The 25,630-nt window shown below is 36.0% G+C and carries 21 protein-coding genes; 15 read left to right on the top strand and 6 right to left on the bottom strand.

From position 1 onward, the window contains the following. The 11 genes from AW17_RS17025 (at position 1) to fabG (ending at position 15,019) form a co-directional block, all read left to right on the top strand. A complete protein-coding gene (locus tag AW17_RS17025) occupies positions 1 to 1,500 on the top strand; it encodes a hypothetical protein (protein WP_029278457.1) in 1,500 nt (499 codons plus the stop codon). Positions 1,501 to 1,535: 35 nt separating this feature from the next. After that, complete coding sequence (locus AW17_RS17020; protein WP_157280344.1) at positions 1,536 to 1,964, top strand: hypothetical protein; 429 nt, start codon at positions 1,536 to 1,538, stop codon at positions 1,962 to 1,964. Positions 1,965 to 2,107: 143 nt separating this feature from the next. After that, positions 2,108 to 3,199, top strand: coding sequence for a hypothetical protein (locus AW17_RS17015; protein WP_029278453.1), 1,092 nt, complete (start codon positions 2,108 to 2,110; stop codon positions 3,197 to 3,199). Between the two features lie 63 nt (positions 3,200 to 3,262). Then, complete coding sequence (locus AW17_RS17010; RefSeq protein ID WP_029278452.1) at positions 3,263 to 5,473, top strand: right-handed parallel beta-helix repeat-containing protein; 2,211 nt, start codon at positions 3,263 to 3,265, stop codon at positions 5,471 to 5,473. 92 nt (positions 5,474 to 5,565) lie between these two features. Continuing rightward, entirely contained in the window at positions 5,566 to 7,704 is a 2,139-nt protein-coding gene (locus AW17_RS17005) for a glycoside hydrolase family 172 protein (RefSeq protein ID WP_029278450.1), read from the top strand. A 13-nt stretch (positions 7,705 to 7,717) separates the two neighbouring features. Continuing rightward, positions 7,718 to 10,819 (top strand): formylglycine-generating enzyme family protein, encoded by a 3,102-nt coding sequence (locus tag AW17_RS17000; protein ID WP_051691914.1) that lies wholly within the window; start codon positions 7,718 to 7,720, stop codon positions 10,817 to 10,819. Positions 10,820 to 11,162: 343 nt separating this feature from the next. Further along, positions 11,163 to 12,038: a carbon-nitrogen hydrolase gene (locus tag AW17_RS16995; RefSeq protein WP_029278447.1), complete on the top strand. Its 876-nt coding sequence runs from the start codon at positions 11,163 to 11,165 to the stop codon at positions 12,036 to 12,038. A 135-nt stretch (positions 12,039 to 12,173) separates the two neighbouring features. Further along, on the top strand, positions 12,174 to 12,527 hold the full coding sequence (locus AW17_RS16990; protein ID WP_029278446.1) for a four helix bundle protein: 354 nt from the start codon (positions 12,174 to 12,176) through the stop codon (positions 12,525 to 12,527). A 187-nt stretch (positions 12,528 to 12,714) separates the two neighbouring features. Beyond that, positions 12,715 to 13,791 (top strand): agmatine deiminase family protein, encoded by a 1,077-nt coding sequence (locus AW17_RS16985; protein ID WP_051691913.1) that lies wholly within the window; start codon positions 12,715 to 12,717, stop codon positions 13,789 to 13,791. A 135-nt stretch (positions 13,792 to 13,926) separates the two neighbouring features. Next, positions 13,927 to 14,226, top strand: a complete 300-nt coding sequence (locus AW17_RS16980) for a GIY-YIG nuclease family protein (RefSeq protein WP_029278444.1) — start codon at positions 13,927 to 13,929, stop codon at positions 14,224 to 14,226. A gap of 49 nt (positions 14,227 to 14,275) precedes the next feature. Beyond that, the gene (gene fabG, locus AW17_RS16975; RefSeq protein WP_029278442.1) at positions 14,276 to 15,019 is read left to right on the top strand and encodes a 3-oxoacyl-[acyl-carrier-protein] reductase; all 744 of its coding nucleotides are present in this window, start codon (positions 14,276 to 14,278) and stop codon (positions 15,017 to 15,019) included. A 156-nt stretch (positions 15,020 to 15,175) separates the two neighbouring features. On the opposite strand, the gene AW17_RS16970 is transcribed toward fabG, so the two are convergent. Next, on the bottom strand, positions 15,176 to 15,910 hold the full coding sequence (locus AW17_RS16970; RefSeq protein ID WP_029278440.1) for a L,D-transpeptidase family protein: 735 nt from the start codon (positions 15,908 to 15,910) through the stop codon (positions 15,176 to 15,178). Between the two features lie 281 nt (positions 15,911 to 16,191). On the opposite strand from AW17_RS16970, the gene AW17_RS16965 reads away from it, so the two are divergent. Both AW17_RS16965 and AW17_RS16960 read left to right on the top strand, forming a co-directional pair. Next, positions 16,192 to 18,276 carry a hypothetical protein gene (locus AW17_RS16965; protein ID WP_029278438.1) on the top strand — a complete coding sequence of 695 codons (2,085 nt, stop codon included), beginning with the start codon at positions 16,192 to 16,194 and terminating at the stop codon, positions 18,274 to 18,276. Between the two features lie 217 nt (positions 18,277 to 18,493). Further along, positions 18,494 to 18,868, top strand: a complete 375-nt coding sequence (locus AW17_RS16960; RefSeq protein ID WP_280740051.1) for a transposase — start codon at positions 18,494 to 18,496, stop codon at positions 18,866 to 18,868. Between the two features lie 419 nt (positions 18,869 to 19,287). Here AW17_RS16960 and AW17_RS16955 read toward each other — a convergent pair whose 3' ends face one another. From AW17_RS16955 to AW17_RS16935, 5 genes are all read right to left on the bottom strand, one after another. After that, a complete protein-coding gene (locus AW17_RS16955) occupies positions 19,288 to 19,902 on the bottom strand; it encodes a trimeric intracellular cation channel family protein (RefSeq protein WP_029278434.1) in 615 nt (204 codons plus the stop codon). Between the two features lie 107 nt (positions 19,903 to 20,009). Further along, complete coding sequence (locus tag AW17_RS16950) at positions 20,010 to 20,309, bottom strand: FtsB family cell division protein (protein WP_025145767.1); 300 nt, start codon at positions 20,307 to 20,309, stop codon at positions 20,010 to 20,012. A 167-nt stretch (positions 20,310 to 20,476) separates the two neighbouring features. Beyond that, a complete protein-coding gene (eno, locus tag AW17_RS16945; RefSeq protein WP_029278432.1) occupies positions 20,477 to 21,772 on the bottom strand; it encodes a phosphopyruvate hydratase in 1,296 nt (431 codons plus the stop codon). A 419-nt stretch (positions 21,773 to 22,191) separates the two neighbouring features. Beyond that, complete coding sequence (locus tag AW17_RS16940) at positions 22,192 to 23,040, bottom strand: DUF2911 domain-containing protein (RefSeq protein ID WP_029278430.1); 849 nt, start codon at positions 23,038 to 23,040, stop codon at positions 22,192 to 22,194. A 61-nt stretch (positions 23,041 to 23,101) separates the two neighbouring features. Further along, positions 23,102 to 23,623: a GNAT family N-acetyltransferase gene (locus AW17_RS16935; RefSeq protein ID WP_036670266.1), complete on the bottom strand. Its 522-nt coding sequence runs from the start codon at positions 23,621 to 23,623 to the stop codon at positions 23,102 to 23,104. Between the two features lie 74 nt (positions 23,624 to 23,697). On the opposite strand from AW17_RS16935, the gene AW17_RS16930 reads away from it, so the two are divergent. Beyond that, positions 23,698 to 24,330 carry an ABC transporter ATP-binding protein gene (locus AW17_RS16930; protein ID WP_029278426.1) on the top strand — a complete coding sequence of 211 codons (633 nt, stop codon included), beginning with the start codon at positions 23,698 to 23,700 and terminating at the stop codon, positions 24,328 to 24,330. Continuing rightward, the gene (locus tag AW17_RS16925; protein ID WP_029278424.1) at positions 24,330 to 25,460 is read left to right on the top strand and encodes a hypothetical protein; all 1,131 of its coding nucleotides are present in this window, start codon (positions 24,330 to 24,332) and stop codon (positions 25,458 to 25,460) included. The genes AW17_RS16930 and AW17_RS16925 overlap by 1 nt, the downstream gene beginning before the upstream one ends. The last annotated feature ends 170 nt before the right edge of the window (positions 25,461 to 25,630 follow it).

Genomic DNA, 25,630 nt, shown 5'->3' with positions numbered 1-25,630 from the left:
ATGAAAAAAATTCTTACAGTACTATTGGCTATAATTGCCATATTCAATTTCACTTCTTGTCGTGATTTTGAAAGTCTTGATATAAAAAATGAAAATTTACCAGATATTTCGGCTATGTATGCTCCCAAAGAATCTTACTCTTTGCTTAGCAATGGTTATAATACATGGTATAATGGATCAATAGCTGCAAGTCCTACGATAGGTTTTGCTTGTGCAGAATTGTTTCAGGCAGGTACAAGTTCATGGGGATCAGGCACTATGTGGTTTCGCCCACGTGGAGACTTGTTTAATGGTATAACACCAGACCCGGTTATTATCATCAATTATGGCGCTTGGTATAATTATTATACAGCAGTGGGTAGCACTATGGTTTTGGCAAATAAACTAAAAGATCCTTCTTATAAGATAATTTTAAATGGGATAGATTATACACAACGCGTTAAAGCTCATAATCTAATTATACAAGCATTATTATATGGTAATATTGCATTGCTTTATGACAAGGCATACTTGTTTACAGATAAAGATGATGCATTGACATTTGATTATAAAGCAAATACAAAATCGTATAAAGAGGTTATGGCTTTTGCAATGGGGCAACTTGATAATGCAATTAAAATAATTCAAGGAGACCCTTTAGATGGTGATTATAGCGAAATAATACCAGGTCAGACTTTTAATAAAGCAACACTTCTTCAGTTTGCCAATTCTATGGCTGCTCGTTTTTTGGTAAACAATGCACGTACTCCAGCTGAAAATGCACAAACTGATTGGGCAAAAGTAGCGCAGTATGCACATAATGGATTACAACAAAATTTTTCTGTTCAATACAAACAGGGATGGAGAGGAAAAGTAATGACTCGTGATGAAGGATCTAACTATTTTTGGCTACATAATGCACAATATATTAGAGGAAGTCAATGGCTTTTACACCTAATGGCTCCAAATGATCCAAACTCAGTTTACCCTTTTCCTAATGGTGTAAAGCGTTTGCCTCCTATCACTAATTGTCCAGACGCTAGATTAAATAAATATTTTACAGATTCTGATGATTTAGGACAATGGTTTGGTTTTGGTCGTGCGACTCGTGTTGGTTTCGGAACATGGATTATGTCTGAATATAGATATACGCGATATTTTGATGTAGTATTCAATGAAACAGGATCTGTAGATCATTTCTTAAAAGCAGAGAATGATTTGTATTTGGCGGAAGCTAAATTACGACTTGGACAAACTGGAGCCTCAGGATACGTTAATAATTCAAGAGTAGGAATAGGTAATTTGCCTGCAGCAACAGACGCTGACCCTGATTTATTAGATAAAATATTTTACGAGCGTTACGTAGAATGCGATCTGGTATGGCCACAATTAGGTTTCTTCGACAAACGTCGTAATGGAACATTATTGCCTGGAACTGTATTCCAATTCCCAATACCTGCACCAGAGCTTATTGCACATGGACAACCAGTATACACATTTGGAGCTAATAAGCCAATGTAATTATTTTAATAAAAACACTTTTAAATAAATTCGATATGAAAAAAATAATCTATAGCATAATTTTGTTTTCGTTGACATTGGTGCTTTTATCTTCATGTTCTCGAGATATGGAATTTGATACTCTATCTGTTACTCCTCCTTCGCTGAACGTTATTGTCTATATTAATGGAAATCAAGCACAACGAAGTGCGAATGCAACGGTAGCGATTTCTAAAATAAATCCAGCCGATGGTTCTGTAATTGCGCCTTCTTATTTCACCAAGCAAACTGATGCTTCAGGTTCTTTAAAACTTACCAATGCTGAACTTTTACAGATTTTTCCTGTACCAGCTACGGGTCAACCACGTGGAGGAAAATTATATTTCTCTGCTAAATCTGCAAATAACTTGCAAAGTGGAACCCTTACCAGTGCCTATATCAACATGACTGATGGCGAAACTTGGCAATGGGTTAATATTCAATAAACATATAATACATTCTGCCTGATTTTTTTTGGGAGACTAGTACACTATTATATGTAGTAATTACTTGGCCCAACAGTTTTTAACTGTTGGGCTAAATAAAAGCAATACCATGTGATGATTAAAAAATAAACTTTAATATATATATGAAATATATCTATACAATTGGATTTGTTACACTTCTTTTTGCATCTAATTTAAAAGCCCAAAATCAACAAACATTGCCCAAAGCAAATAAAATAGTGGTTAAAGTTGCAGTGGTTATCCAAGATCCTATTATAAATGGAAAAAGAATGCACGAAGTGCTTAGAACGCCTGGTAATGAAAAACGTGTTTGGAGTGATCCTTTTCAATTAACTAGGGATTACGAAGCGACTTTAGAAAAAACGAGTGGCGGAACTATCGATTATCAAATAGTTGAGTTAATTGATACAAAAGAATATTTTACATTTTTAAAAAAATCAGGTGAAAGACTTACTGAAGCGAGAGTAATTGAACTGATGCAAGAACCTAATTGGAAAACACTGAAAGAACAAGAAACGGGTTTTGATTATAAAGCTTTCGTTGAACATTTTGGTTTTGACAAGAAACGCAATTCAGGAAAAATAAATGAAGTATGGGTATGGAGTTTCCCTTACGGTGGTATGGCTGAATCAAACATGATGGGAGAAGGAGCCTTTTTTATAAATTCGGAGCCAACTCCTAATACAAACTGTAAAGAATTATTGTCTGTAATGGGTTTAAACTATGAAAGAGATTTAGCATGTGCATTAGAAAGTTATGGTCATCGTTTTGAATCAACAATGATGAAAGTATATGGTTGGTGGGACTATGATAAAAAATCAAATATAAGCGAATTAACACCTTGGGAACGTTATGCAGGTTATGTGAAAAACTATAACAAGTTCAATTCAGGAAAAGCACATATTGGAAACATTCATTTTCCGCCTAATGGGCAACATGACTATGATTGGGCTAATAAATCTAAGGTGGATACCTATGCTGACAATTGGGCTTTTTTCCCAAATATTTCCGATGAAAATCCGCGTACTATTGATTGTAGTGAATGGGGATGCAGTCATATCGGTTATATGGAATGGTGGTTTACTCACATCCCTCATTTCAAAGGCGTAAGTCCAAAAGATGGTAAATTAAACAACTGGTGGTATTATGTTGTGGATTATAACGGAGCTATAAGATTAGCTAACAAACTAGACAAAGGCGCACACCAAAAATAAAAACTAACTTTTTTAGATCTTGGCCATCATCTTTAAAATCATCCGATAAAAATTAATGTTTTTATGAAATACATTAGTCGAATTTTTGCTGTAACCACATTATTGTCTTTGTTTTTTGCTACAGCATCGGCTACTGTTCTATCGCTGACAAAGGGTATGCACATCACAAAGTCTATAACGATTAAAAAGGGAGTTTATACTTTGGAGGCTAGTTCTTCCTTGTCTACTTCGGTTATTGTGGTGGAAGGTAATAATATTACTGTTGATTTTAACGGAGCAGAATTGCGCGGTAATAATAATAAAGAACTTCCCGATGAATTTAAAGGTGTAGCCATTTTCATAAAAGGAAACCATGTTACGCTAAAAAATGCTATTATTAAAGGGTATAAAGTGGCAGTTATGGCTAGGAATTCGGATGTCTTAGTGCTTGATCATAATGATTTTAGTTACAACTTTCGCCAGCATTTGAAAAGCACCCGTGAACGTGAAGATTATAGCGATTGGCAAAGTTATCATCACAATGAAAATAATGAATGGCTCCGTTTTGGTGCAGGAATTTATTTAAAAAATTGCAATAACGCAACCATTTTTAACAATACAATCACAAACGGTCAGTGCGGACTGATGATGACTTCATGTAACAGTGCAACTATTTACAATAATAATTTTTCTTTTAATTCAGGAATTGGGATTGGGTTTTACCGCAGTAGTGACAACAAGGTAATGCACAATAAAGTAGATTGGAATGTGCGGGGAATGAGTGAAGGCTTTTATTATCGCGGTCAGGATTCAGCAGGAATTTTAGTGTTTGAACAGTGCAACAACAATGTTTTTGCTTATAATTCAGTTACGCATTCCGGTGATGGATTTTTTATGTGGCCTGGTAAGACAACTTTAGATACAGGCGCAGGAGGATGCAATGACAATTTATTGTATGGCAATGATTTTTCTTATGCACCAACCAATGGAGTTGAAGTCACTTTCAGCCGAAACAATATTATTAATAATACTATAAAAGGTTGTTGGCATGGGATATGGGGCGGATACAGTTATGATACGAAAATAATAGGCAACAATTTTGCCGACAACTTGGAAGGAATTGCTATAGAACATGGTCAAAATAATAGTATTTCACAAAACAGATTTCAAAGAGAAGGACTAGCCATTAATTTATGGGCAAGTGCAAAAATTGACACTAATTTTGCTTACAACAAACACAGGGATGTTCATAGTATGAATTATCAAATCACTAAAAATAGTTTTGAGCATTCCAAAAATGTATTTTCTGTCAGAAATACACAACACTTAAATGTTACAGATAATTTTTTTTCAGAAAATGAAAAGTTGATGAATGTTGGAGTTGGTGTTGAAAAAATGACTTTTACCAACAATGATGCATCAGCAGCCCCAACTAGTGATATTGCAATTATCTCATCGTTTGCACCTAAACCAATGATAGGCGGTATTGATGCTAGGTTGTCTAAAGATTTTCCACAAGGAAGAAAATGGATGATGATGACAGAGTGGGGACCTTATAATTTTAATTATCCAATCCTTTGGTGGACAAAGACAGATAATGATGGCAAAATGTATTTTGATGTAATGGGCCCCAAAGGGAAATGGAAATTGAAAAATACAAAAGGAGTAAAAATTATTTCAAAAAATAAAGGCTCAATTCCAGCACAAATTATAGTTCAAAAAACGGATGTTGGAGAACCTATTACAGATATTATGATTGATTTGGAATATACAGGTGAAAAATTTATATCCGAATTAGGAGAGATGAATGCGGAAGACAAACCAGTTGTTTTTTCGTATAAAAAATTTGAACTGCAAACTCCTTGGGAATTACAATGGTATAAAATAGATTCTACTAATGATCCTATTAAACAACCGGAAGTATACCGAAAAATATTACAACAGAAACCAATAAAGACAGGAGTATTCAAAGAGTTACAACCGGGATTATGGCGCAATGACAAAGCATATAATGAACTGCCTACTGATAATCTTGTAGATGTTGCCACTACCAAAATAAATTTATCATATAAGGGTGATTATACCATAGGTATTTCGGTTGCCTATGCTGTAAAGATTTATGTAGACGACAAAATAGTAATTAATGTAGATGATTTATCCAAATTAGTGAATGACGCAGATTACTATCACGAAGCAAAAATTACGCTGACAAAGGGTATACATATAATAAGAGTAGAGCGCGTTCAGTACGGGAATTACGATTTATTGCAATTTCATTTTGCCCCTTCGTCGTAATAAAAATTTCCATATTCCATTTTTTAATATATATCACATAATTAAACTTAATAATAAGGGGTTGAAGCTCCTCATCTTATAAAATATATTAAATGAAAAAATCATATCTTCTGTTCATAGGGATTATTTTATTTGTTGTGATGTCATTTAAAACATTATCTGAAAATAAAATTATCAGCATTGATAGCTTACTTGGTGAAATGATTGACAGAGATAATCTGGCGCATTTTCCGGAGCAGAATTATACTTGTGCTCAATTTAGCAGCTATGACAGGGCTACAGTTTCTCCGAACCAGGAAGGTTGGTTTGCGAACTGGGATCGATCCATGTTTATTCGTACGGAGTCACGAGGAAACAAGAAGGAGTATGTAATGATGGATACAGATGGTCCGGGATCGATTGTTAGGTTTTGGATGACATTTGCAGGAAAAGATTGTGGCAAAGGTATTCTACGGATCTATATTGATAATGATAGTATTCCTGTTATTGAGGGAGGAGCGATGGATATTTTAAGTGGGGACAAGTTGGCTAATAGTCCGTTAGCTACTTCGGTTTCTCATTTATCCAAATATGAAACGAGAGGACATAATTTATATTTTCCAATACCTTATGCTAAACATTGTAAAGTAACCTATCAATCAGATAATATAAAAGATGCTGGTGCAAAAACCGGTGGTGAAGCCGTTTATTATAATATAAATTACCGTACGTATGAGAATGGCACAGATATAACAAGCTATTCACCATCCGAAAAGAATAAAACGCAAGCAGTAACAACTGCCACTGAAAATACATTGTCTCAATTTAAAAAGACAATTGCTGTTCCAACAGAAAAATATAAGTTCATTGGTAAAATTAAACCCAATGATAAATTGAGTATTTCTTTTTATGGCTCAAAAGCAATTCGTAAAATCTGTATTAAATTAAATGCAAAAAATCTAGAACAAGCATTGCGTAGTACAGTTCTTAATGTTACTTATGATGGCGTTGATAATAAACAGGCATCTCCTTCTGTTTGGTGTCCGGTAGGAGATTTTTTTGGAACAGGTTATCAAATAAGAGAAATAAATACTTGGTATACCGAGGTTAATAAAGATGGCGTTTTGTCTGCGTGGTGGGTAATGCCGTTTGAAAAAAATTGCACTGTGAATGTAATAAACTTGGGAGACCAAAATGTTGAAGTGAGCAAGGGAGAAATTGAAGTTGGTTCTTGGAAATGGGATGAAAACAGTATGTATTTTGGGGCATACTGGAAAGATTTCTATCATCTAAAAACAGGTGAAATGAAAAACAATTCAGGTACAGCTGGAGCTCCATTCGATATGAATCACGTTACTCTTTCTGGAAAGGGGGTATTTGTTGGTGATGCTGTTACACTATTTAATACTGTTTATGCATGGTGGGGTGAAGGAGACGAAAAAATATATGTAGATGGAGAAAATTTTCCATCACATATTGGTACGGGTACTGAAGATTATTATGGTTATGCTTGGTGTCGTCCTGAAAAAATTGTGAATCATCCGTTTATTGCACAACCGGATGGAAGCGGAAATTTTGTGCCTGGATATACGGTTAATTCACGTTACCGCTCGCTTGATGCTATCCCTTTTGAGAGAAGTTTTAAATTCGATATGGAAATGTGGCATTGGACACGTGCAACAATTGATTATGCCTCTGTTTGCTTTTATTACCTAGAAAACCACTGTAAAGATCCAAATAGTAAACCGGATGTTGAAGGTGCAAAAAGACCTGTTGCCATAAAGCGTACCGACATTATTTCGCCTGAAATTGAGTACAATAAAGAAATTAAACCACTTAGTATTCAGGCTGAAAGTATGATTTTTAAGAAAGCCACTGGTGGTGAATTTGCATATGATAATAATGTAAAAACCAGTTGGGCAGATAACATGATAGTGGATTGGTACAATGCCAAAATAGGTAACAAATTAGAACTTGTATTTATTTCAAAAGCAAAATATACGCTACCAGTAAGCGCTGTCTTTACTGTTGCAAACAACTCTGGAAAATTCAAATTTACACTCAATAATAAAAGTGTTGTTGCTGATTTAATATCAGATAAAGCGGGATTAAAGACTATCAACCTTGGCTTAATAAAGCTAAATAAAGGAGAAAACAAGATTGTCGTTGAGGTTATTAATGCTCCGCCAAGTAGAACAAACGCAGTAGAATTTGGTTTTGACCAACTTTTATTTGGATCTACAATAAAATAATAATCTATAAACAATGAAGAAAATCATTCTACATTCGATAAGCTTTTTGTTTGTGTTTTGTTGTGTAAAAACACAAGGACAATCATTAAAATCAATAGAATTAGGACAAAATAAAAATAAGGGACTTGAAATTAAAAGTCTGAATCGTTTTCAAACACCAGGATATGAAATTCCTTTAGTTTCATTTTTAGTAAACGACAAGCCTTTCAGTACCACTATGGGAAAAGCTGAAAACGGTTCGGTGGTGTTCAGTAATAAATTACGAATCAATTATACTTTTGAAAAGGCCGATAAATGGGGTATTAAAGCTAAAATCACCTTTGTAAATGAAGGGAAGGATACACTTCGTATAGGTAATATCGTTCCGTTTGGTGAGTCGGAGAAACATGTCTATATTACTGCATTTGGTAACGATGGATTGTCACGAACCCATTTGTTTCGGCCTAATTATAAGCCAGTTAATGTCATTGTTCCGGATAATGCTTGGGAGTTGGGTTTTGCTACAATCAATTGTGATAACGGAAATAGTTTTTGTGCATTATCGCGCCGTGATAAAAGTAGTGTAAGTAATGGTGAGGTAAGACGTTTTGAAACCAAATTGAACCCTGAGGGTGATGTAACTTTCAATCTTTGGTTTGCGGATTATATTGGTACTTGGCAAGATGGTTTACGGTTGATGTTTCAAGATCGTATGCTATATGATGTAGAACCAGGAACATTTGACAATTCGATGTACGAACGTGAGGATTTAAAATGGGTTCGCAATGTGTATGCCGGACATTTTTTAGCAGCATGGCATAGTTATTTCTACGATGCGGACAAAACGGCTTATCAGTACGAAGATTTCAACAAGCAGATAAAACAACTTTACGGTGGTGATGATTATACTATTCTATGGCATGGATGGCCTATGGTGGGTATGGATCAACGCAATCAGTTTGATGTTTTCAAAAGTTTGCCAAAAGGTATTGATGGTGTAAGAGATCAGTCCCGAATGGCTCTCAACAAATACAACAACAAATTATTTACAGCTTTTATGCCTTGGGATTTACCCGCAGGGACAAACCAGATGTATAACAGTACTCGAATTGAACCTTTATTTGATGGTTTGGCCAAAGTGGTTAAACAAGCAGAATTATGGGGGACAATGTTTGACACTCGAAGTGAGTCTAAAGTAGAGATGCAACAGGCTGTAGATGCACAGCGCAAAGGGTTTGTCATTTTTCCGGAAGGAATGTCAGTGCCTAGAGATATGCAAAATTGTATTATAGGTCGTGTACATGCGGCATTATCTTACCCTCCAATGCTGAATTTAAATAAACTGATTAAACCTGATTTTACCATTTTGCGTCAGGCTGTTCTTGATACTACAACAGTTAAAAGAGATATGTCTATTTCTTTCTTCAGTGGGTATGGAGCTGAAATGCATTTGTATATTTCTCCAAAAACGGATTGGGTACATGACTTATACAGTTATTATGGTCGCATGACACAGTTGTTGCGCAACAATCACAATTGTTTTCAAGATAAAAACTACAGTCCGCTTATTCCAACAACAGTTGATGATATTTGGGTAAATAAATGGGATAATAACAATAAGACAGTATACACGATTTATTCTGTTGATCCAAAAGGGCATAATGGTCCATTATTTGAAGTGCTTCCAGAAACTGGATATCATTTTGTTGACTTGTGGAATAATCAGGAATTAGTACCCGTTTCGAATGGTGGAAAATGGCTTATTTCGGCATCTATTGATTCATTTGATGCAGCTTATAAAGGAACAAATGCTGAAGGGGAAGTGGGTTGTATTGCAAAATTGCCTAAGTTCCTTGAATCTAAAAAAACGAATGATAATTTAAGCGTTAATTCTTCAAAAGGAAGCAGTATCAAGGTATGGAAGGGTTCTCCGGCTTATAATAAAACGCCTTTAACACTACCCGTAGGAAAGTATAATTTAAACATACAAAAAGATTTGGCTTCTTATCAAGGAGACATTGTTGTTCAGCTTTTTGACCATGATATTTTGCTTGACGAACTAATTGTAAAAGGATCCAAAAAAGAACCAGTTCTAGTTTATAGACCATTTAGCGAACCCGCTGATAAGACAGATTATCAATCGCAAAATATGAACGTAAAACTAGAGAGACAAAATGACTTACTGTTTGTAAATGCGAGCGAAGGCGAAATTAAAATTACAGCTGTTGATCAAATGGCTTTAGCTCCATTATTATTAAAATCGGGTAATAATCGAATAAAATTATTTGATGTTTTTGGACAATATGAGGGCAATTTCAAAATTGAACTGTATAAAAACAATAAAGTGATAGACAACTGTATTGTAGGCATCCCTTATGGGTATTTACGTTTATTACATGAGTCAACCAAAACGCCAAAAGCAGCCAGAACTCCTGAAGGAATGGCTGAAATTCCTTCAGGTACATTTGTCTTTAAAGCAGAGCAAAAATTTCATTGGTTTACAAAACAACCTGTTGAGGATACCGCCAAAAAGGTAACACTTCCACGTTATTTTATTGATAAAAAACCTGTGACAAACAAACAATATCAAGCTTTTGTAAAGGCTTCAAATTATAAACCAAAAGATGGTGAAAGCTACCTAAAACATTGGATAAATGGAGAAATACCTCAAGGGCAAGAGAATTATCCTGTATGTTATGTTGCCTTAGAAGATGCAAAGGCTTATGCAGCTTGGGCTGGAAAACGTTTACCTACTGAAAAAGAGTGGTTGTATGCTGCTCAAGGTTCTGATGGTCGTTTATGGCCATGGGGAAATATACCTGATGAAAAAGGAGAAAAATGCAATTTAGGAAATGGGATTCCTACAGCAGTAGGGAAGTATCCCCAAGGAGCAAATCAATTTGGAGTTGAAGATCTTACAGGTTGTATTTGGCAAATGACAAATGATGAATATTTCCAAGGGACCACAAAAATATTTATTATGAAAGGCGGGTCTTATTTTAAACCAGAAGCAAGTTGGTGGTATGTTGAGGGAGGCGCAAAACCTTTGGTACGTCGCCAGAATCAATTAAGAGTATCACCGGGTTATGAACGTGCAGCTACTATTGGCTTTCGTTGTGTAAAAGATGCTGAATAAAATTCAGCATGACGACCGCCTTAATGAATGTGCACTAAAAACAAATATAGAATTAACAAAAGATGTGTCCACACGATAGCACCTAAACGGGATAGGAATGGCAGCCTCCGATTTTTCATCGGAGCTACAATGGATAGCCCGACTGACAAACGTTTGAAATGCTGCCTTTGCTTTTCCTAAAAACAGAAAAACAATTACATCATTATGCCGTTCTACTTTTAAACAAAATAGTAACTTTGCAGCCTAATTTTGAATGAATGAATTTTTGAATGAGTGAATGTGGTTAAAAGTACAATAACATTCTCTCAATTAATCATTCTCTCATTCTCTCATTTCAAAAAACATGAAGAAAGTAAAAGTTGGCTTAGTGCAAATGAGTTGTACTAAAGATAAACAAGAAAATTTAGATAAAGCGATTGCTAAAGTAAGGGATGCGGCTGCAAAAGGGGCACAGATTGTGTGTTTGCAAGAGCTTTTTACTTCTTTGTATTTCTGCGATGTTGAAGATTACAACAATTTCGATTTAGCTGAAGCTATTCCTGGACCATCTACTGATGCTTTACAAGTGGTAGCCAAAGAATTGGGTGTGGTAATTATCGCTTCCTTGTTTGAGAAACGTGCTGAAGGTTTATATCACAATACAACTGCAGTTTTAGATGCTGATGGTTCATATTTAGGTAAATACCGTAAAATGCATATTCCTGATGATCCGGCTTATTATGAAAAGTTTTATTTCACCCCTGGCGATTTAGGCTACAAGGTTTTTCAAACCAAGTTTGCTAAAATTGGTATCCTGATCTGTTGGGATCAATGGTACCCGGAAGCTTCGCGTATTACAGCGTTAATGGGTGCAGATATCATGTTTTATCCAACTGCAATTGGCTGGGCTACCGATCAGGATGAAGAAACCAACCAAGATCAATACAATGCCTGGCAAACCATTCAACGTTCGCATGCGGTTGCAAACGGTGTACCTGTAGTGAGTGTAAACCGAGTAGGCTTTGAGCAAGATGGTGCCATGAAATTCTGGGGTGGAAGTTTCGCCACAAACGCACAAGGCAAAATACTTTATTTAGGTTCTCATGATCAGGAAGAAACCGAGGTAGTTGAACTGAATTTATCAGAATCTGATTTCTTCCGTAAACACTGGCCTTTTTTAAGAGACAGAAGAATTGATTCTTACCAGCCGATTACGAAAAGATATATTGACGGGGATTAGAAAAGTCGGAGGTCAGAAGTCCGAAGACGGAGGTCAAAGAGCAGAAAAAATTAAAGTATTTAAAATATTATTATATTAGTTATCAATATAATTCACTTTATCTTTTGACCTCGGACCAAAACTTCCTGACTCATTATGGCCTTCAAATTTGAAAAACTTAAGGTTTGGCAAAAAGCTTTAGACTTAGCTGACGAGATTGATAAAATGACAAAAACTTTTCCGAAAGAAGAGATTTATGTTTTAATATCACAGGTTAAGCGTGCTGCCGATTCGATTTCAATGAATATTGCCGAAGGAAGCACTGGCCAAAGTAATCCCGAATTTAAAAGATTTTTGGGTTATGCTTTAAGGTCAGATATAGAAGTTGTAAATTGTTTACACCTTGCTATAAGAAGAGGTTATATTGAAGAAGAAATATTTCAGAAACACTATCAATCTTGCGAAGAAATTTTGATCATGATTTCTGCTTTAATCAAATCTTTAAATTAATTTAGTCAGTGATTAAAGACTGAGATAGATGATGTTAATTATTAAAATAGACCTTTAAACTCCTGGCTTTCAGGCTTTACAAATAGCACACTAAAACTTCGAACCTCGGACGCCCGATTTTCGGACTTTACAAATAACACACTAAAACTTCCGACTTCGGACACCCGACTTTCGGACTTTAAAAACTATGTCAAACTTTCCTCCAAGAAAAGATTTAAATATCAATCAATTCGATTATTCACCGAAACAACAAGGTTATGCTTTCCCTGCCGAGTGGGTAAAACATGAGGCAACCTGGTTAAGCTGGCCGCATAAAGAGGAGAGCTGGCCTGGGAAAATCGAAACTATTTATACGCCATATTGCCAGTTTATTAAAGCTATTGCGGAAGGCGAGAAAGTGCGTATTAATGTTAAGGATGAAGAAATGAAAGCTTTTGCTGTTTCTGAATTAACAAAAGTGGGTGCCGATTTAAGCCAGATCGAATTTTATTTTAATGAAACCAACGATGCCTGGTGCCGCGATCACGGTCCTGCATTTTTGCTGAAAGGAAATGAAAAAGCTGTTGTAGATTGGGGATACAACGCTTGGGGTGGAAAATATCCTCCGTTTGACCTGGATGATGTGGTTCCGACAAAAATTGCCAAACATTTCGATTTACCTTTGTTTACTCCAGATATTGTGATGGAAGGAGGTTCAGTAGAATTTAATGGCGCTGGAGCAGTTTTAACCACTACTGCTTGTTTATTGAACGAAAACCGCAACCCGCATTTAACCAAAGCGCAGATTGAGCAATATTTGCTTGAGTATTATGGTCAAGATCAGGTATTATGGTTGGGGGATGGAATTGTTGGCGATGATACAGACGGTCACATTGATGATATTACGCGTTTTGTAAACGAGGATACGGTTTTAACAGTTGTAGAAAGCAATCCGCTGGATGAAAATTATATCTTATTACAAGAGAATCTAGAGGCCTTAAAAGCCATGAAGCTAAAAGATGGCAGATCATTGAATATTGTTCAATTGCCTATGCCATCGCCGGTTATTCATGAAGATACTCGTTTACCAGCATCTTATGCAAATTTTTACATTGCTAATGCGGCTGTAATTGTGCCAATTTTTGATGATGTAAACGATCAAAAAGCTTTAGCTATTATTCAAGGCTGTTTTCCTGACCGGAAAGTGATTGGTATCAATTCGGTTGATATTATTTGGGGATTGGGAAGTTTTCATTGTTTGAGTCAGCAGGAACCAGCTGTTTAGTCCTGAGTCTTTAGTCAAATTTGCGTGATTGTCATCCTGAGCCTGTCGAAGGACTTTTTAAAGTGTTTCGGTAAATTCAACATGATATCCTAGAGAAAGATTTTTTTGTAACTTTAAGCTGCTAAGAAATATTCTATGGCAAGAGTTCATAACTATTTTGTCTATATCTTGGAGTGCTCCGATAAAAGTTATTATGTAGGAGTTACTAATGATTTAGAGGCTAGACTTTCTCAGCATAATGATGGCGAAAATGTTTTTGCTTATACTTTTTCAAGACGACCTTTTCTATTAAGGTATTATCAAAGATTTGATCAAATAGAAGATGCAATCGATTTTGAAAAGCAAGTTAAGGGCTGGAGTAGAAAGAAAAAAGAAGCTTTATTCGAAGAAAACTGGAATGAAATTGTAAGATTATCAAACTATAAAAATAAATAACATGTTCGGTCTTCGACAGGCTCAGACTGACAAACAATAAAAATAACAAATGAAATTATTAGAAGGAAAAACAGCATTAATTACAGGCGCATCGAAAGGAATCGGCCGTAAAATAGCTGAAAAATTTGCCGAACAAGGCGCTAATGTAGCTTTTACATATTTATCATCAGTAGAAAAAGGTGAAGCTTTAGAGCAAGAATTACAAAGCTTTGGAACAAAGGTTAAAGGTTATCGTTCTGATGCTTCTAAATTTGCTGAAGCTGAGCAATTGATCAGCGATATCGTAGCCGAGTTTGGTACCATTGATATCGTGGTAAACAATGCGGGTATTACCAAAGATGGTTTATTGATGCGTATGAGCGAAGAAAACTGGGATGATGTGATCAATATTAACCTAAAATCGATTTTCAACGTAACCAAAGCAGCTTCTAAAGTAATGATGAAAGCCCGTAAAGGTGTTTTTATCAATATGGGGTCTATTGTGGGTACTACAGGTAATGCCGGACAAGCAAATTATGCTGCATCTAAAGCTGGTATCATCGGTTTTACCAAATCAATTGCTAAAGAATTAGGTTCGAGAAATATCCGTGCCAACGTAGTTGCACCGGGCTTTATCCGTACCGAGATGACAGATATTCTTGATCCGAAAGTTGTTGAAGGGTGGGAAAAAGATATTCCCTTAAAACGTGCCGGAGAAACTGAAGATATTGCCAATGTTTGCGTGTTCTTAGCCTCAGATATGAGCGCTTACGTAACTGGCCAAACTTTATCTGTTTGCGGCGGGATGCTGTAGGAGGTAGAAGGATTGAGGGTTTAAGGTAGAGGTTTTTTTTCCAAAACCATAAAATAGTAAAGGCGTAAGGCGGGTAATAACCCTAAACCTTACGCCTTTTAGCTTTTACCTTTTTAAAAACAGAACATTTCTGCTTTCCAGCTTTTAACCTTCAAACTATTTCACAACATATTTCCCTTTTACCTCACTTACATTAGCTTGGTTTTTATTTTTCTCAAAAGCTGAATACCCTAGCTGCAATGATTTCCAAAAACTGGCCTGTGTAGGAAATTGTGCAATATATTTCTTCATATTTCCATCTGTCATTTTAAAAGGATAAATGTTAACGGGAATCTTTTCCTGGCCTGCATTTCTGGCCTCAACCCCTAAAATATAAACTTCTTTAATTTTTTCGTCGGTTAAAGGAATGCAGCCTACGGTTACACAATTACCATGGATGTAAATATCGCTTCCGGGTTTTCTGCCCTTTCCAGTTCGGGCATAATCTGCAGCGTTTGGATAATTCACGCCTAATGATAGATGAAAATTACTCATCGGGTTAAAAACGTTAATGTAATAAAAACCTTCCGGTGTTTGCCCATCTCCTTCAATCACTTTTGGGCCAATGGTGCCAGAATGTGCACAGAAATCGTAAGTTCTAAACAACGAATAGGTTTTAGCCAAATTATTCTTTAACCAAACCTCTAGTTTGCCTTCCGTTTTATAGGCATTGATCAACATCGAAAACTGATCACCATAGCCACCTGCCAGAACAAATTTTCTCAATGTTTCCCATTTTTCATTGTAGGCCTTTTCTACTCTTTCGAATTTAATTTGAGTGGCTTTAAAATTATTTTGGGCATTTACCATAAGGCTTAGAGATAGTAGAAACGTTAAACAGATTAATTTCATAAATTTTGATTTGGTTTAAAAATAGGGATTTAACCACAGAGCGCATAGCGTTCTCTTTTTTTACCACAAAGGTCACCGAGAAAAGGCACGAAGTACACAGAGTTGGGTGCTTAAAAACGGTTTAGGTAATCTGTGATCCTCAGTGTAAAACTCAGTGAACTCGATGGTTAAATGAAGTTGTATTTTAACCCTCGCATAAATTCTTTATGGACAATAATCTTGAAAATTTCCCTAAAATTACCATCTTTAAAATTTCCCTAAAATTACCATCTTTATGAATTATGAACAGTTTTTTTTCGGGTACATCTATTTTGTTTTTTCTCGGTTGCTTGGCGTTAGGCGCGTTGTATGCCTGGTTGCTGTATCGCGGCAACAAAAATTTGGATAAAAAGCTTCAGTATGGTTTAACAGCATTACGGATTATCGTAGTGACTACCATTGCGTGGCTAATATTTGCACCGCTCATCAAAACATTAAATTATACTTTAGATAAACCCGTAATCATTATCGGACAAGATAATTCTCTTTCCGTAGGTCAGGTTAAGGCAGTTGGTTTCGACCAAAAATTATACGAAAATAACCTTAAAGCTTTACAGGATAAATTATCAGACAAGTATGAGGTAAAAACGCTTCACTTTGGCGATCAGGTTGCAGAGGGTTTCGATTTTAAAAATCAGGGAAAATTAACAGATGCCTCGGCCTTTTTTCAGAAAGTTAAAGATGAGTATACAAACAGAAATGTTGGCGCCATTATTTTAGCCACCGATGGTATTTTTAATCACGGTGGAAATCCGCTGTACAGCGTAAATCAGATTAATGCCCCGGTTTATACCATTGCCTTGGGTGATAGTATCCCAAAGCGCGATGTTTTAATTTCGAACGTAAATTACAATAATATCGTGTACCTGGATGACGATTTTACGATCGAAGTTCAGGTTCAAGCTTTTCAAAGTGATGGCGAAAGTACTTCTTTAACGGTTAACCAAAATGGTGCTAAGGTAGAACAGCAAAATATTTCGATTAATGGAAGTTCCTTTGTTAAAACGATCCCGGTTAAGATTCATGCGGGTAAAATTGGTGTTCAGAAATATACCGTTCAGCTCGGGGCATTGAAAAATGAAATTACTACCCGGAATAATATTCAAACTTTTTATGTCGAAGTTATTGATGGCAGGCAGAAAGTATTACTTGCTGCGGTGGCACCACACCCTGATTTAGGCGTATTAAAAGAAGCTATTTCGCTCAATAAACATTACGAGGCTAAACTTGCACTTGCTGATGACTTAAATACAACAGATCCGTCTAAATTCGATCTAATCGTATTGTATCAATTGCCTGATTTGCAGAATATTTCATCAGCTTTTTTAAAGAAATTAACTGGATTAAAGAAACCGATCTGGTACATTTTGGGCGCACAGAGCAATATAAGTGCTTTTAATCAAATGCAAAATCAGGTCAACTTAGGTGCTGCAAATGGTTCCATTCAGGAAGTGTATGCCGATTTTGCCAATGGATTTACAAGCTTCAATCTTACGGAAGATGACAAGAAGCAGTTTTCATCTTTCGATCCTTTGTTAAGTCCGTTTGGAAGGTTAACCGTAAATGCTGGCGCAATACCTGTTTTTAATCAGCGTATCGGCAAAGTAAGCACACAACAGCCATTGTTGTTCTTTGCCAATGAAAATGGCTTAAAGATAGGTTATTTGATGGGAGAGGGGCTATGGAGATGGAAACTTTCAGAAGCTGAAAATGAAAGCAATCAATCGGTTTTAAGCGATCTAATTTCAAAAATGGTTCAATACCTATCTGTTAAAGATGATAAGAGAAGGTTTAAGGTGTTTACTTCAAAGTCTGCTTATGATGAAAATGAAACTATCCAGTTTAACGGCACCCTTTATAACGATAGCTATCAGCCTGTAAACGAATCGGAAGTTAATCTACAGGTTAAAAACGAAGCGGGCAAAGTATTTAATTATATTTTTTCTAAAACCGAAAATGCTTATCAGCTAGATGCAGGAACCATGCCTGCAGGGAATTATTCTTATCTCGCCAATACAGCGCTGGGTGGAAAGAAATTCACGGCTACAGGTAGTTTCTATGTAAATGCGTTGATTGCAGAATTTCAGCAAACAACAGCTAATCACCAGCTTTTAAATACCATTTCAAAACAAAGTAATGGTAAACTGTTTATGCCCGAAAACCTGCTTAAAATAGCCGATGAGATTACCAAAAACGAAAATATTAAAACCATCAGCTACGAAGACCGTAAATATGATGAATTGATTAGCATGAAATGGCTGTTTGGTTTAATTTTGATTTTGCTGGGAGTAGAGTGGTTTTTAAGAAAAAGGAACGGAGAACTTTAAGTTTGGAGTTGGGTGTGCAGTCAGATGTTACCATCTGACTGATAGATTGTTTTGAAATTGAGTAAACCACAGTATTCAATTTAATTTGAAAATGTCAGGTGGTAACACCTGACACCACGAAAAGATTACATGGGATTAAGAAACAGAAGTTTATTTCTTGAAGAAAAGTGTTTTTTCGTGACCACGAGCTGTTATAAACATTTAATTAAAATATAAGATTTCAATTCTTGGTTATGTAATCATGCCTAATCACTTTCATGTCTTATTCTATTTCAACGATGAAAATAAATTATCGGATAGTATGCGCGATTTGAAGAAGTTTTGCGCTTTTGAGATTCGAAAATACCTGGAATCTAGCAAGAATTCAATGCTAAATTTGATAAGGATTGAAAATGATAAGCAGGTTTTTAAAGTTTGGGAGGATAGGTTTGATGATGTCTGGATTGGTAACAAAGAGCTTCTTGAAATTAAATTGGAATATATTCATCAGAACCCGTTGCAATCTCATTGGAATTTGAGTGAGTATCCCGAAAATTATAGATACAGCAGTGCTGCTTTTTACTTAGGTACTCCGGATAATGTTGTTAAATAATTGATTATAGAAATATTTTTGATTGATTGTATCCGTTGATAGCTGTGCAGTCAGATGTTACCATCTGACTGTGGAGTGAATATATAAAGTGAGGTTAAACTTCTCTTTTTGAATAATTTTGAAAGTGTCAGATGGTAACATCTGACACCACGGAAATAGAAATATTTTTGATTGATTGTATCCGTTGATAGCTGTGCAGTCAGATGTTACCATCTGACTGTGGAGTGAATATATAAAGTGAGGTTAAACTCTCTTTTTGAATAATTTTGAAAGTGTCAGATGGTAACATCTGACACCACGGAAATAATCCTTAAATTGGAGAATAATGAATGGTGTTCAAATAATTTGAAAATGCCAGGTGGTAACATCTGACACCACGAAAGAAACTCTCAACTCCGAATTGAAAACTCCCAACTGAATCAATGCCATTCATCACGGTAAACAAACTTAGGCATGTGCCATTCGAAGCGGATAGAAAGTAATCTTAGGGTTAATCCAACTACAGCTGCGAAAATAGTAGCCAGCATCTCGCTTCCATGAAAATGCTCTATACCGATATAAACTGCGCCGGTAACTATCGCTGCGCTGGCATAAATCTCTTTTCTAAAAAGAAATGGAACTTCATTGCAGAGTACATCTCGAAGTACCCCACCGGCACAACCAGTAATCATTCCGCTAAAAAGTACAATTAAATGGGGTAGATGGATTTCCTGTGCAACCTGGCAGCCGATAATCGTGAAAACCACCAAACCTAAAGCATCAAGATAAAGGAAAAGCTTTTTGAGTTTAGTCATAATCGAGGCAATAAAAGCTGCAAGTAAGGCTGCTACTGCAGTAATTATCAAATATTCAGGATGTTCTACCCAGCTCATTGGGTAATGGCCAAATAATACATTTCTAACCGTTCCGCCACCTAACGCCGTAACCCAGGCAATAATACAAACACCAACCCAATCCATATCACGTCTGCCTGCAGAAAGTGCGGCGGTCATGGCTTCAGCAGTTATGGCGATAATGTAGAGGATGTGAAGCATTAGATAGGTTAACTGTTTGAATTGGTTAATCGGTTAACTGGAAATGGATTGTTCTATTGTTGAAATTGCTAACCTCAACCTGTTAACTGAGCACTGCCAACTGAGCACTAATCCTTTTTCTCTTCCTGGATAATCACAAAAACATCTTCATTATCTTTTTTCATGAAGTATTTTTCGCGGGCAAATTTTTCAGCCGTATTCAGATTGGTATTCAGTTCGTTTAAATCTTTTTTAACCTGGGCGGTTTCTTTCTCGAAATATTCTTTTTCTTCCTGCAGTTTATTGGCCTGACTGCGGTACTCGTATTGCGACATCATATCGTTTTTGTCGAAAAATAGCATCCACATCGCAAAAGCGACAGTAGCAAGGAAATATTTATTTCGGAAAAGATCTATTAAACGTTTCATATATTGATATGAGATTTTAGATGTGAGATTTGAGTAAGCCCAAATCCAACAAACAAATATAGTATTAAAATAAAAACATCCGAAGATTTAAAATCTCCGGATGTTTTACAAATAAGTTTTTCAACTTGTTAACACTATAGCCTTGGGTTTAAACCCAATACTATACATTATTTCTTAGCGTATTTGAATTTTGAACCGATGAAACGAGCGTTTTCACCTAATTCTTCTTCAATACGTAATAATTGATTGTATTTTGCAATCCTGTCAGAACGTGATGCAGAACCAGTTTTAATCTGTCCGCAGTTTAATGCAACAGCTAAATCAGCAATCGTAACATCTTCAGTTTCGCCAGAACGGTGACTCATTACCGAAGTATAGCCATTGTTTTGTGCTAAAGTTACCGCATTGATGGTTTCAGTTAAAGAACCGATCTGGTTTACTTTTACCAGGATTGAGTTAGCAGTAGCCTCATCAATACCACGTTGTAAACGGGTTACGTTAGTTACAAATAAATCATCACCAACCAATTGAACATGGTCGCCAATTTTATCGGTTAAGCTTTTCCAGCCAGTCCAGTCGTTTTCATCCATACCATCTTCAATAGAGATAATTGGATATTTTGCAGAAAGATCAGCTAAATATTGTGCCTGCTCTTCGCTAGAACGAATTACTCCAGTAGCGCCTTCAAATTTAGTATAGTCGTATTTGCCATCTTTGTAAAACTCAGATGATGCACAGTCTAAAGCTAAACAGATTTGAGAACCTGGTTTGTAACCAGCAGTTTCAATTGCTTTTAATACCGTTTCAATTGCATCTTCAGTACCATCAAAAGTTGGTGCAAAACCACCTTCGTCACCTACTGCAGTAGATAAACCTCTATCGTGAAGAATTTTTTTCAAGCTATGGAAAACTTCAGTTCCCCAACGTAAAGCCTCAGAGAAAGAAGGTGCGCCAACAGGCATAATCATAAATTCCTGGAAAGCAATAGGCGCATCAGAGTGTGAACCACCGTTAATGATGTTCATCATCGGAATTGGTAAAGTGTTGGCGTTAACACCACCAATGTAACGGTATAATGGTTGACCGATTTCATCAGCAGCAGCTTTAGCAGCAGCCAAAGAAACACCTAAAATTGCGTTAGCACCTAAGTTACCTTTGTTTTCGGTACCATCCAGGTCTAACATGATTTTATCAATTGTATTTTGCTCAAAAACATCAATACCTCTTAATGCATCAGCAATTTTAGTATTTACATTTTCTACGGCTTTTAAAACGCCTTTACCTAAATATGTAGATTTATCTCCATCACGTAATTCAACAGCCTCATATTGTCCAGTAGATGCACCGCTTGGTACAGCTGCACGGCCAAAAGCACCTGCTTCTGTTACAACTTCTACTTCTACTGTTGGATTGCCTCTCGAATCGAGAATTTGTCTGGCATGGACATTAACGATTATGCTCATTTTTATTTGATTTTTTATTGATTTTTTAACCTGCTTAGTGTATAAAGTACAATTACTAAGCGCAACATCAAAGTTAGTATTATTTTTAAATAAATAAAGCGTTTTAAGGGTTAATGTTACGATAGCTGTTCAAGTTAATCAGCAGTTAATTTTAAGTTAATATTGGTCATTAAACTCATGTTTAAGTTCACAGCTCATTTGAGGATAAGAATATTTATATTAATTTGAAAAGCAGTTGCTGTGGTACTTCGGTTGGGGCTGGTCCCGCTTTTCATTTCAAGTCCTCACTCGTTCCTCGTTCCGGGCTTTCCATTTCAATCGTGTTTAAATTACTTAGGTTCTGTAATTCTTAGGAGGTAAGCCAGATCTGATTAAGATATGCTATCGGTCGGTGTCACACCGACCGAAATAAAATCTCTTTATTTTTTAGCTTGCGCCAAAAGTTCAGAATTGAGGCGTACATATTCATCAATCTTTTGTGCCTTTGCAGCATCTATGCCTTGTTGTGCAGTAGCTGATGCTCCCGCTTTATCGCCCATTTTTAATTGGATACGGCCTTTCCATAATTTAAACCAGGGTGCTTTAGGATCTGATTTTTCTGCTTCCGTCATCCATTCTAAAGCTGTTTTTAAATCTTTTCCATTTTGATAATAATACAATGCCGAATTAAAGTAAGGTTTCTTTTCGCCCTTCATTGCTTCAGCAATATTTGCCATTACTTTCTCGTCAATAGAAGTTGTGATATTGATTGAATAAGCACTATTCTCCCACATCATATTTAACTGCGCCGAAGTTTCGCTAACAGCCGAAAATTGCATACTAAGGGTTTCTACTTTATCTTTTAAAGCTGTTGTTTTTACTTTTACACGAAGCACATCATCACTTTCCTTATATGCGTAAGCACCCCATTGATCGGGCGTCTTGCTAAAAATAACCGTCCACTCATTTTTGCCTGGGATGCTGAACAGGCCATATTCGCCAGCAGGCAGATCTTTGCCTTCAATTTTAACGGCATCGGTAAATTTAATGCGTGTAGCCGCATTTGCCCCGTTACGCCAAACTACGCCCATTGGCTCCATACCGCCAAAAATTTTGCGGCCTTTAACATTCGGACGAGAGTAGGTTAGAGTTATTTTGCCTAATCCAAAATCCTGGATAATGGTTTGTCCGCTACTCGCTTGTGGAAACTTGGCTCCCTGGGCATTTGCGAAATCTGCTGCACCTAAAAGTGCAACAAACAGCATTACTGATTTGATCGATAATTTCATTGCTTTGTTGTTTTTGGTTTGTACGAATTTACGCAATAAGCTTCGAGTTTAACAAAATGTTTTAATTCTGTCCTTTGCTCAGCTGATGTTTCCTAAATCCAAAAATCAATTCATCAAAATATTCGCCATTTTTAAAAATAGTACCTTTTAGCGCAGCCTCGAAAATAAAGCCCGATTTCTTTAAAACCTGCTGGGAGGCCAGGTTCGTATGTGTAGTCCGTGCGAAAATTCTTTCAATATCAAATGTTTCGAAACCATATTTAAGCATTTCTTTTATGGCAAGCGGAACAATGCCTTTGCCCCAAAAATCCTCAGCAATCCAATAACCTATTTCTGCACTTTTGCTGTAAATATCGGCCAGTTGATGCACACCAATCGATCCAATTACTTCATCGTTTAACACAATGGCCTTGATTTGTAAGGGATCATGACTCAGTGCGAGTTGAATAAAAGCCTCGCCATCTTTTTTCTCATAAGGAAAAGGGAATTTATTGGTTAAATATTTCGAAATATTGAAATTGTTGGCATGTTTAACCAAACTTTCAACATCACTTGGTTGGTAAGGGCGTAAAATTAATTGCATTGTGTATGATTTTATCAAGATGAATGTGCCTTGTAACTTTTCATTAAAATTAAAGTCAGAAACAAAATGCTTTTATGTTACACTTCAATCAATTTGAAAAATCTTACTTCAATCATCTTGTTTTAAAGATAGATAATATTAAAATTCCCGAAGGTATTTTTTGGATAAAAGGAAATAACGGCTCAGGGAAAAGTACCCTCTTGAAAGCAATTGCAGGAATATTGTCTTTCGAAGGTGATATAGCATTAAGTACTATTTATTTAAAAGATCACGGCGTTTCCTATAGAAAGCTTGTAAATTTTGCCGAGGCCGAACCACTGTACCCCGAATTTTTGACCGGATTTGAAATGGTTGATCTTTTCGCTAAAGCCAAGGGGGCTGTTTCTGATCAAGCAAAGATCTTAATTGCTGAAATGGGTATGGAGCCTTACATTCATAATCCATTGGGTTCATATTCTAGTGGCATGTTAAAAAAGTTGTCGTTGGTTTTGGCTTTTTTAGGACAACCTAAATTGATCTTATTAGACGAGCCTTTAAATACGATCGATGTAGAATCTTTGGAGATATTATACCGCTGGATTAATGAAAAGTACCAAAATGAGAAAATCAGTTTTTTACTGTCCTCACATCAGCCATTAGATGAGTTAAAACTGCCTGGACTTAAACAGATCAATATTCAAGATAAAAAAATAATACTGAATTTTTAATGTCGTTGCTTTCAAACCCTGCCTTAAAGAAAATATTTGTTGATGGTTTTTACCGTACCCATGCAGCTATGTTGGTATTCATCTTTGTGATGTTGATCAGTTACTGTTTGTTTATTAATACTTTGGGCACTGTTCGGCCCGACCAGATTGATTTCTGGCAGTTTTTCTTTACCATTAGTTTGGTGAGTAATCCACTAATGATGATTTTCTATCTTATAGGTAGCTCATTATATGCTTACAAAAGCTTAAAATACGTCTTAAATCAACTTGTTTTGCCCCAGCAAGAGTTTCTGTATTATAGTTTCACCTCGTCAACCAAAAAACAGCAGTTTATGGCCTGGTGTGTAGTGCAGGCCTGCATATTTATACCTGTATTGTGTTATACGTTATACGCCATAAGCATTGGAATTGTATTTGGATATTATCTTATTTCTATCGGGATTTTATTTTTTCAATTGCTTCTCGTTTTAGCAGGCGCTTATATATACCTTAAAGAAAGTAACCGTTTAATAGAAGCTAACAAGCCAAATTGGTTACTCCGGGTTAGCAGAAAATGGAGCAAACCTGTTTTTTTGTTATATAGTTTTCAGGTTTTCAATCAGGCGAAATTGGCTTATGCGCTCACCAAACTGCTTTCGTGGGTGCTGATTTCGAGTGTGTTGGTAGTTTTTGCTGATCTTAAAGATGATTCAAGATTATTGATGCTCGTTACCTCCTGTATTATTGTGGCACATGTGGTGCTCATTTATCAGGAGAAGGTTTTTAATAATAGATACTTGTCTTTCTTGCCAAATTTTCCTTTTACTAAAGAAAAAGTATTTTTTAGTTTTTGTTTAAACTATCTCGTTTTATTACTACCCGAAATCTGTTGGATATTTACCAACTTTGGTGTTTTAACATCGTTTGGGTTAATCGCATTTACCTTTTCTGCGATTCTGTTATTTAGAAGCCTGCTTTTGTTAAATGCAATACAGATTAAAGGATTTTTGATATGGGTTTTTAGCCTGTTTTTCCTTTTTTATGTATTTATCATGTTTGGCTTCGGATTAATCCTTATTCCGTTGAATCTTATTGTGGCTTGGATGGTATTTAGGAGAAATTATTTGAATAACAATTACATTGATATCTGAAAAGGTCGTCATTTCGAGGGGTAATTTATTTTATAAAAATCAATATGAGTGACGTTTAATTGATTTCTTTTGCCCAGAGGCTCATTCTTGCCTCAGCTCGCCGCCGCCAAAGGGCTCTTTCTTTTTGGCATGAAAAAGAAACAAAAAATGCCGGCTGAAAATTTTTCTTT

The sequence above is a fragment of the Pedobacter borealis DSM 19626 genome (assembly GCF_000708285.2).
Classification (GTDB): domain Bacteria; phylum Bacteroidota; class Bacteroidia; order Sphingobacteriales; family Sphingobacteriaceae; genus Pedobacter; species Pedobacter borealis.
This window is presented reverse-complemented; position numbering and strand designations above follow the sequence as displayed.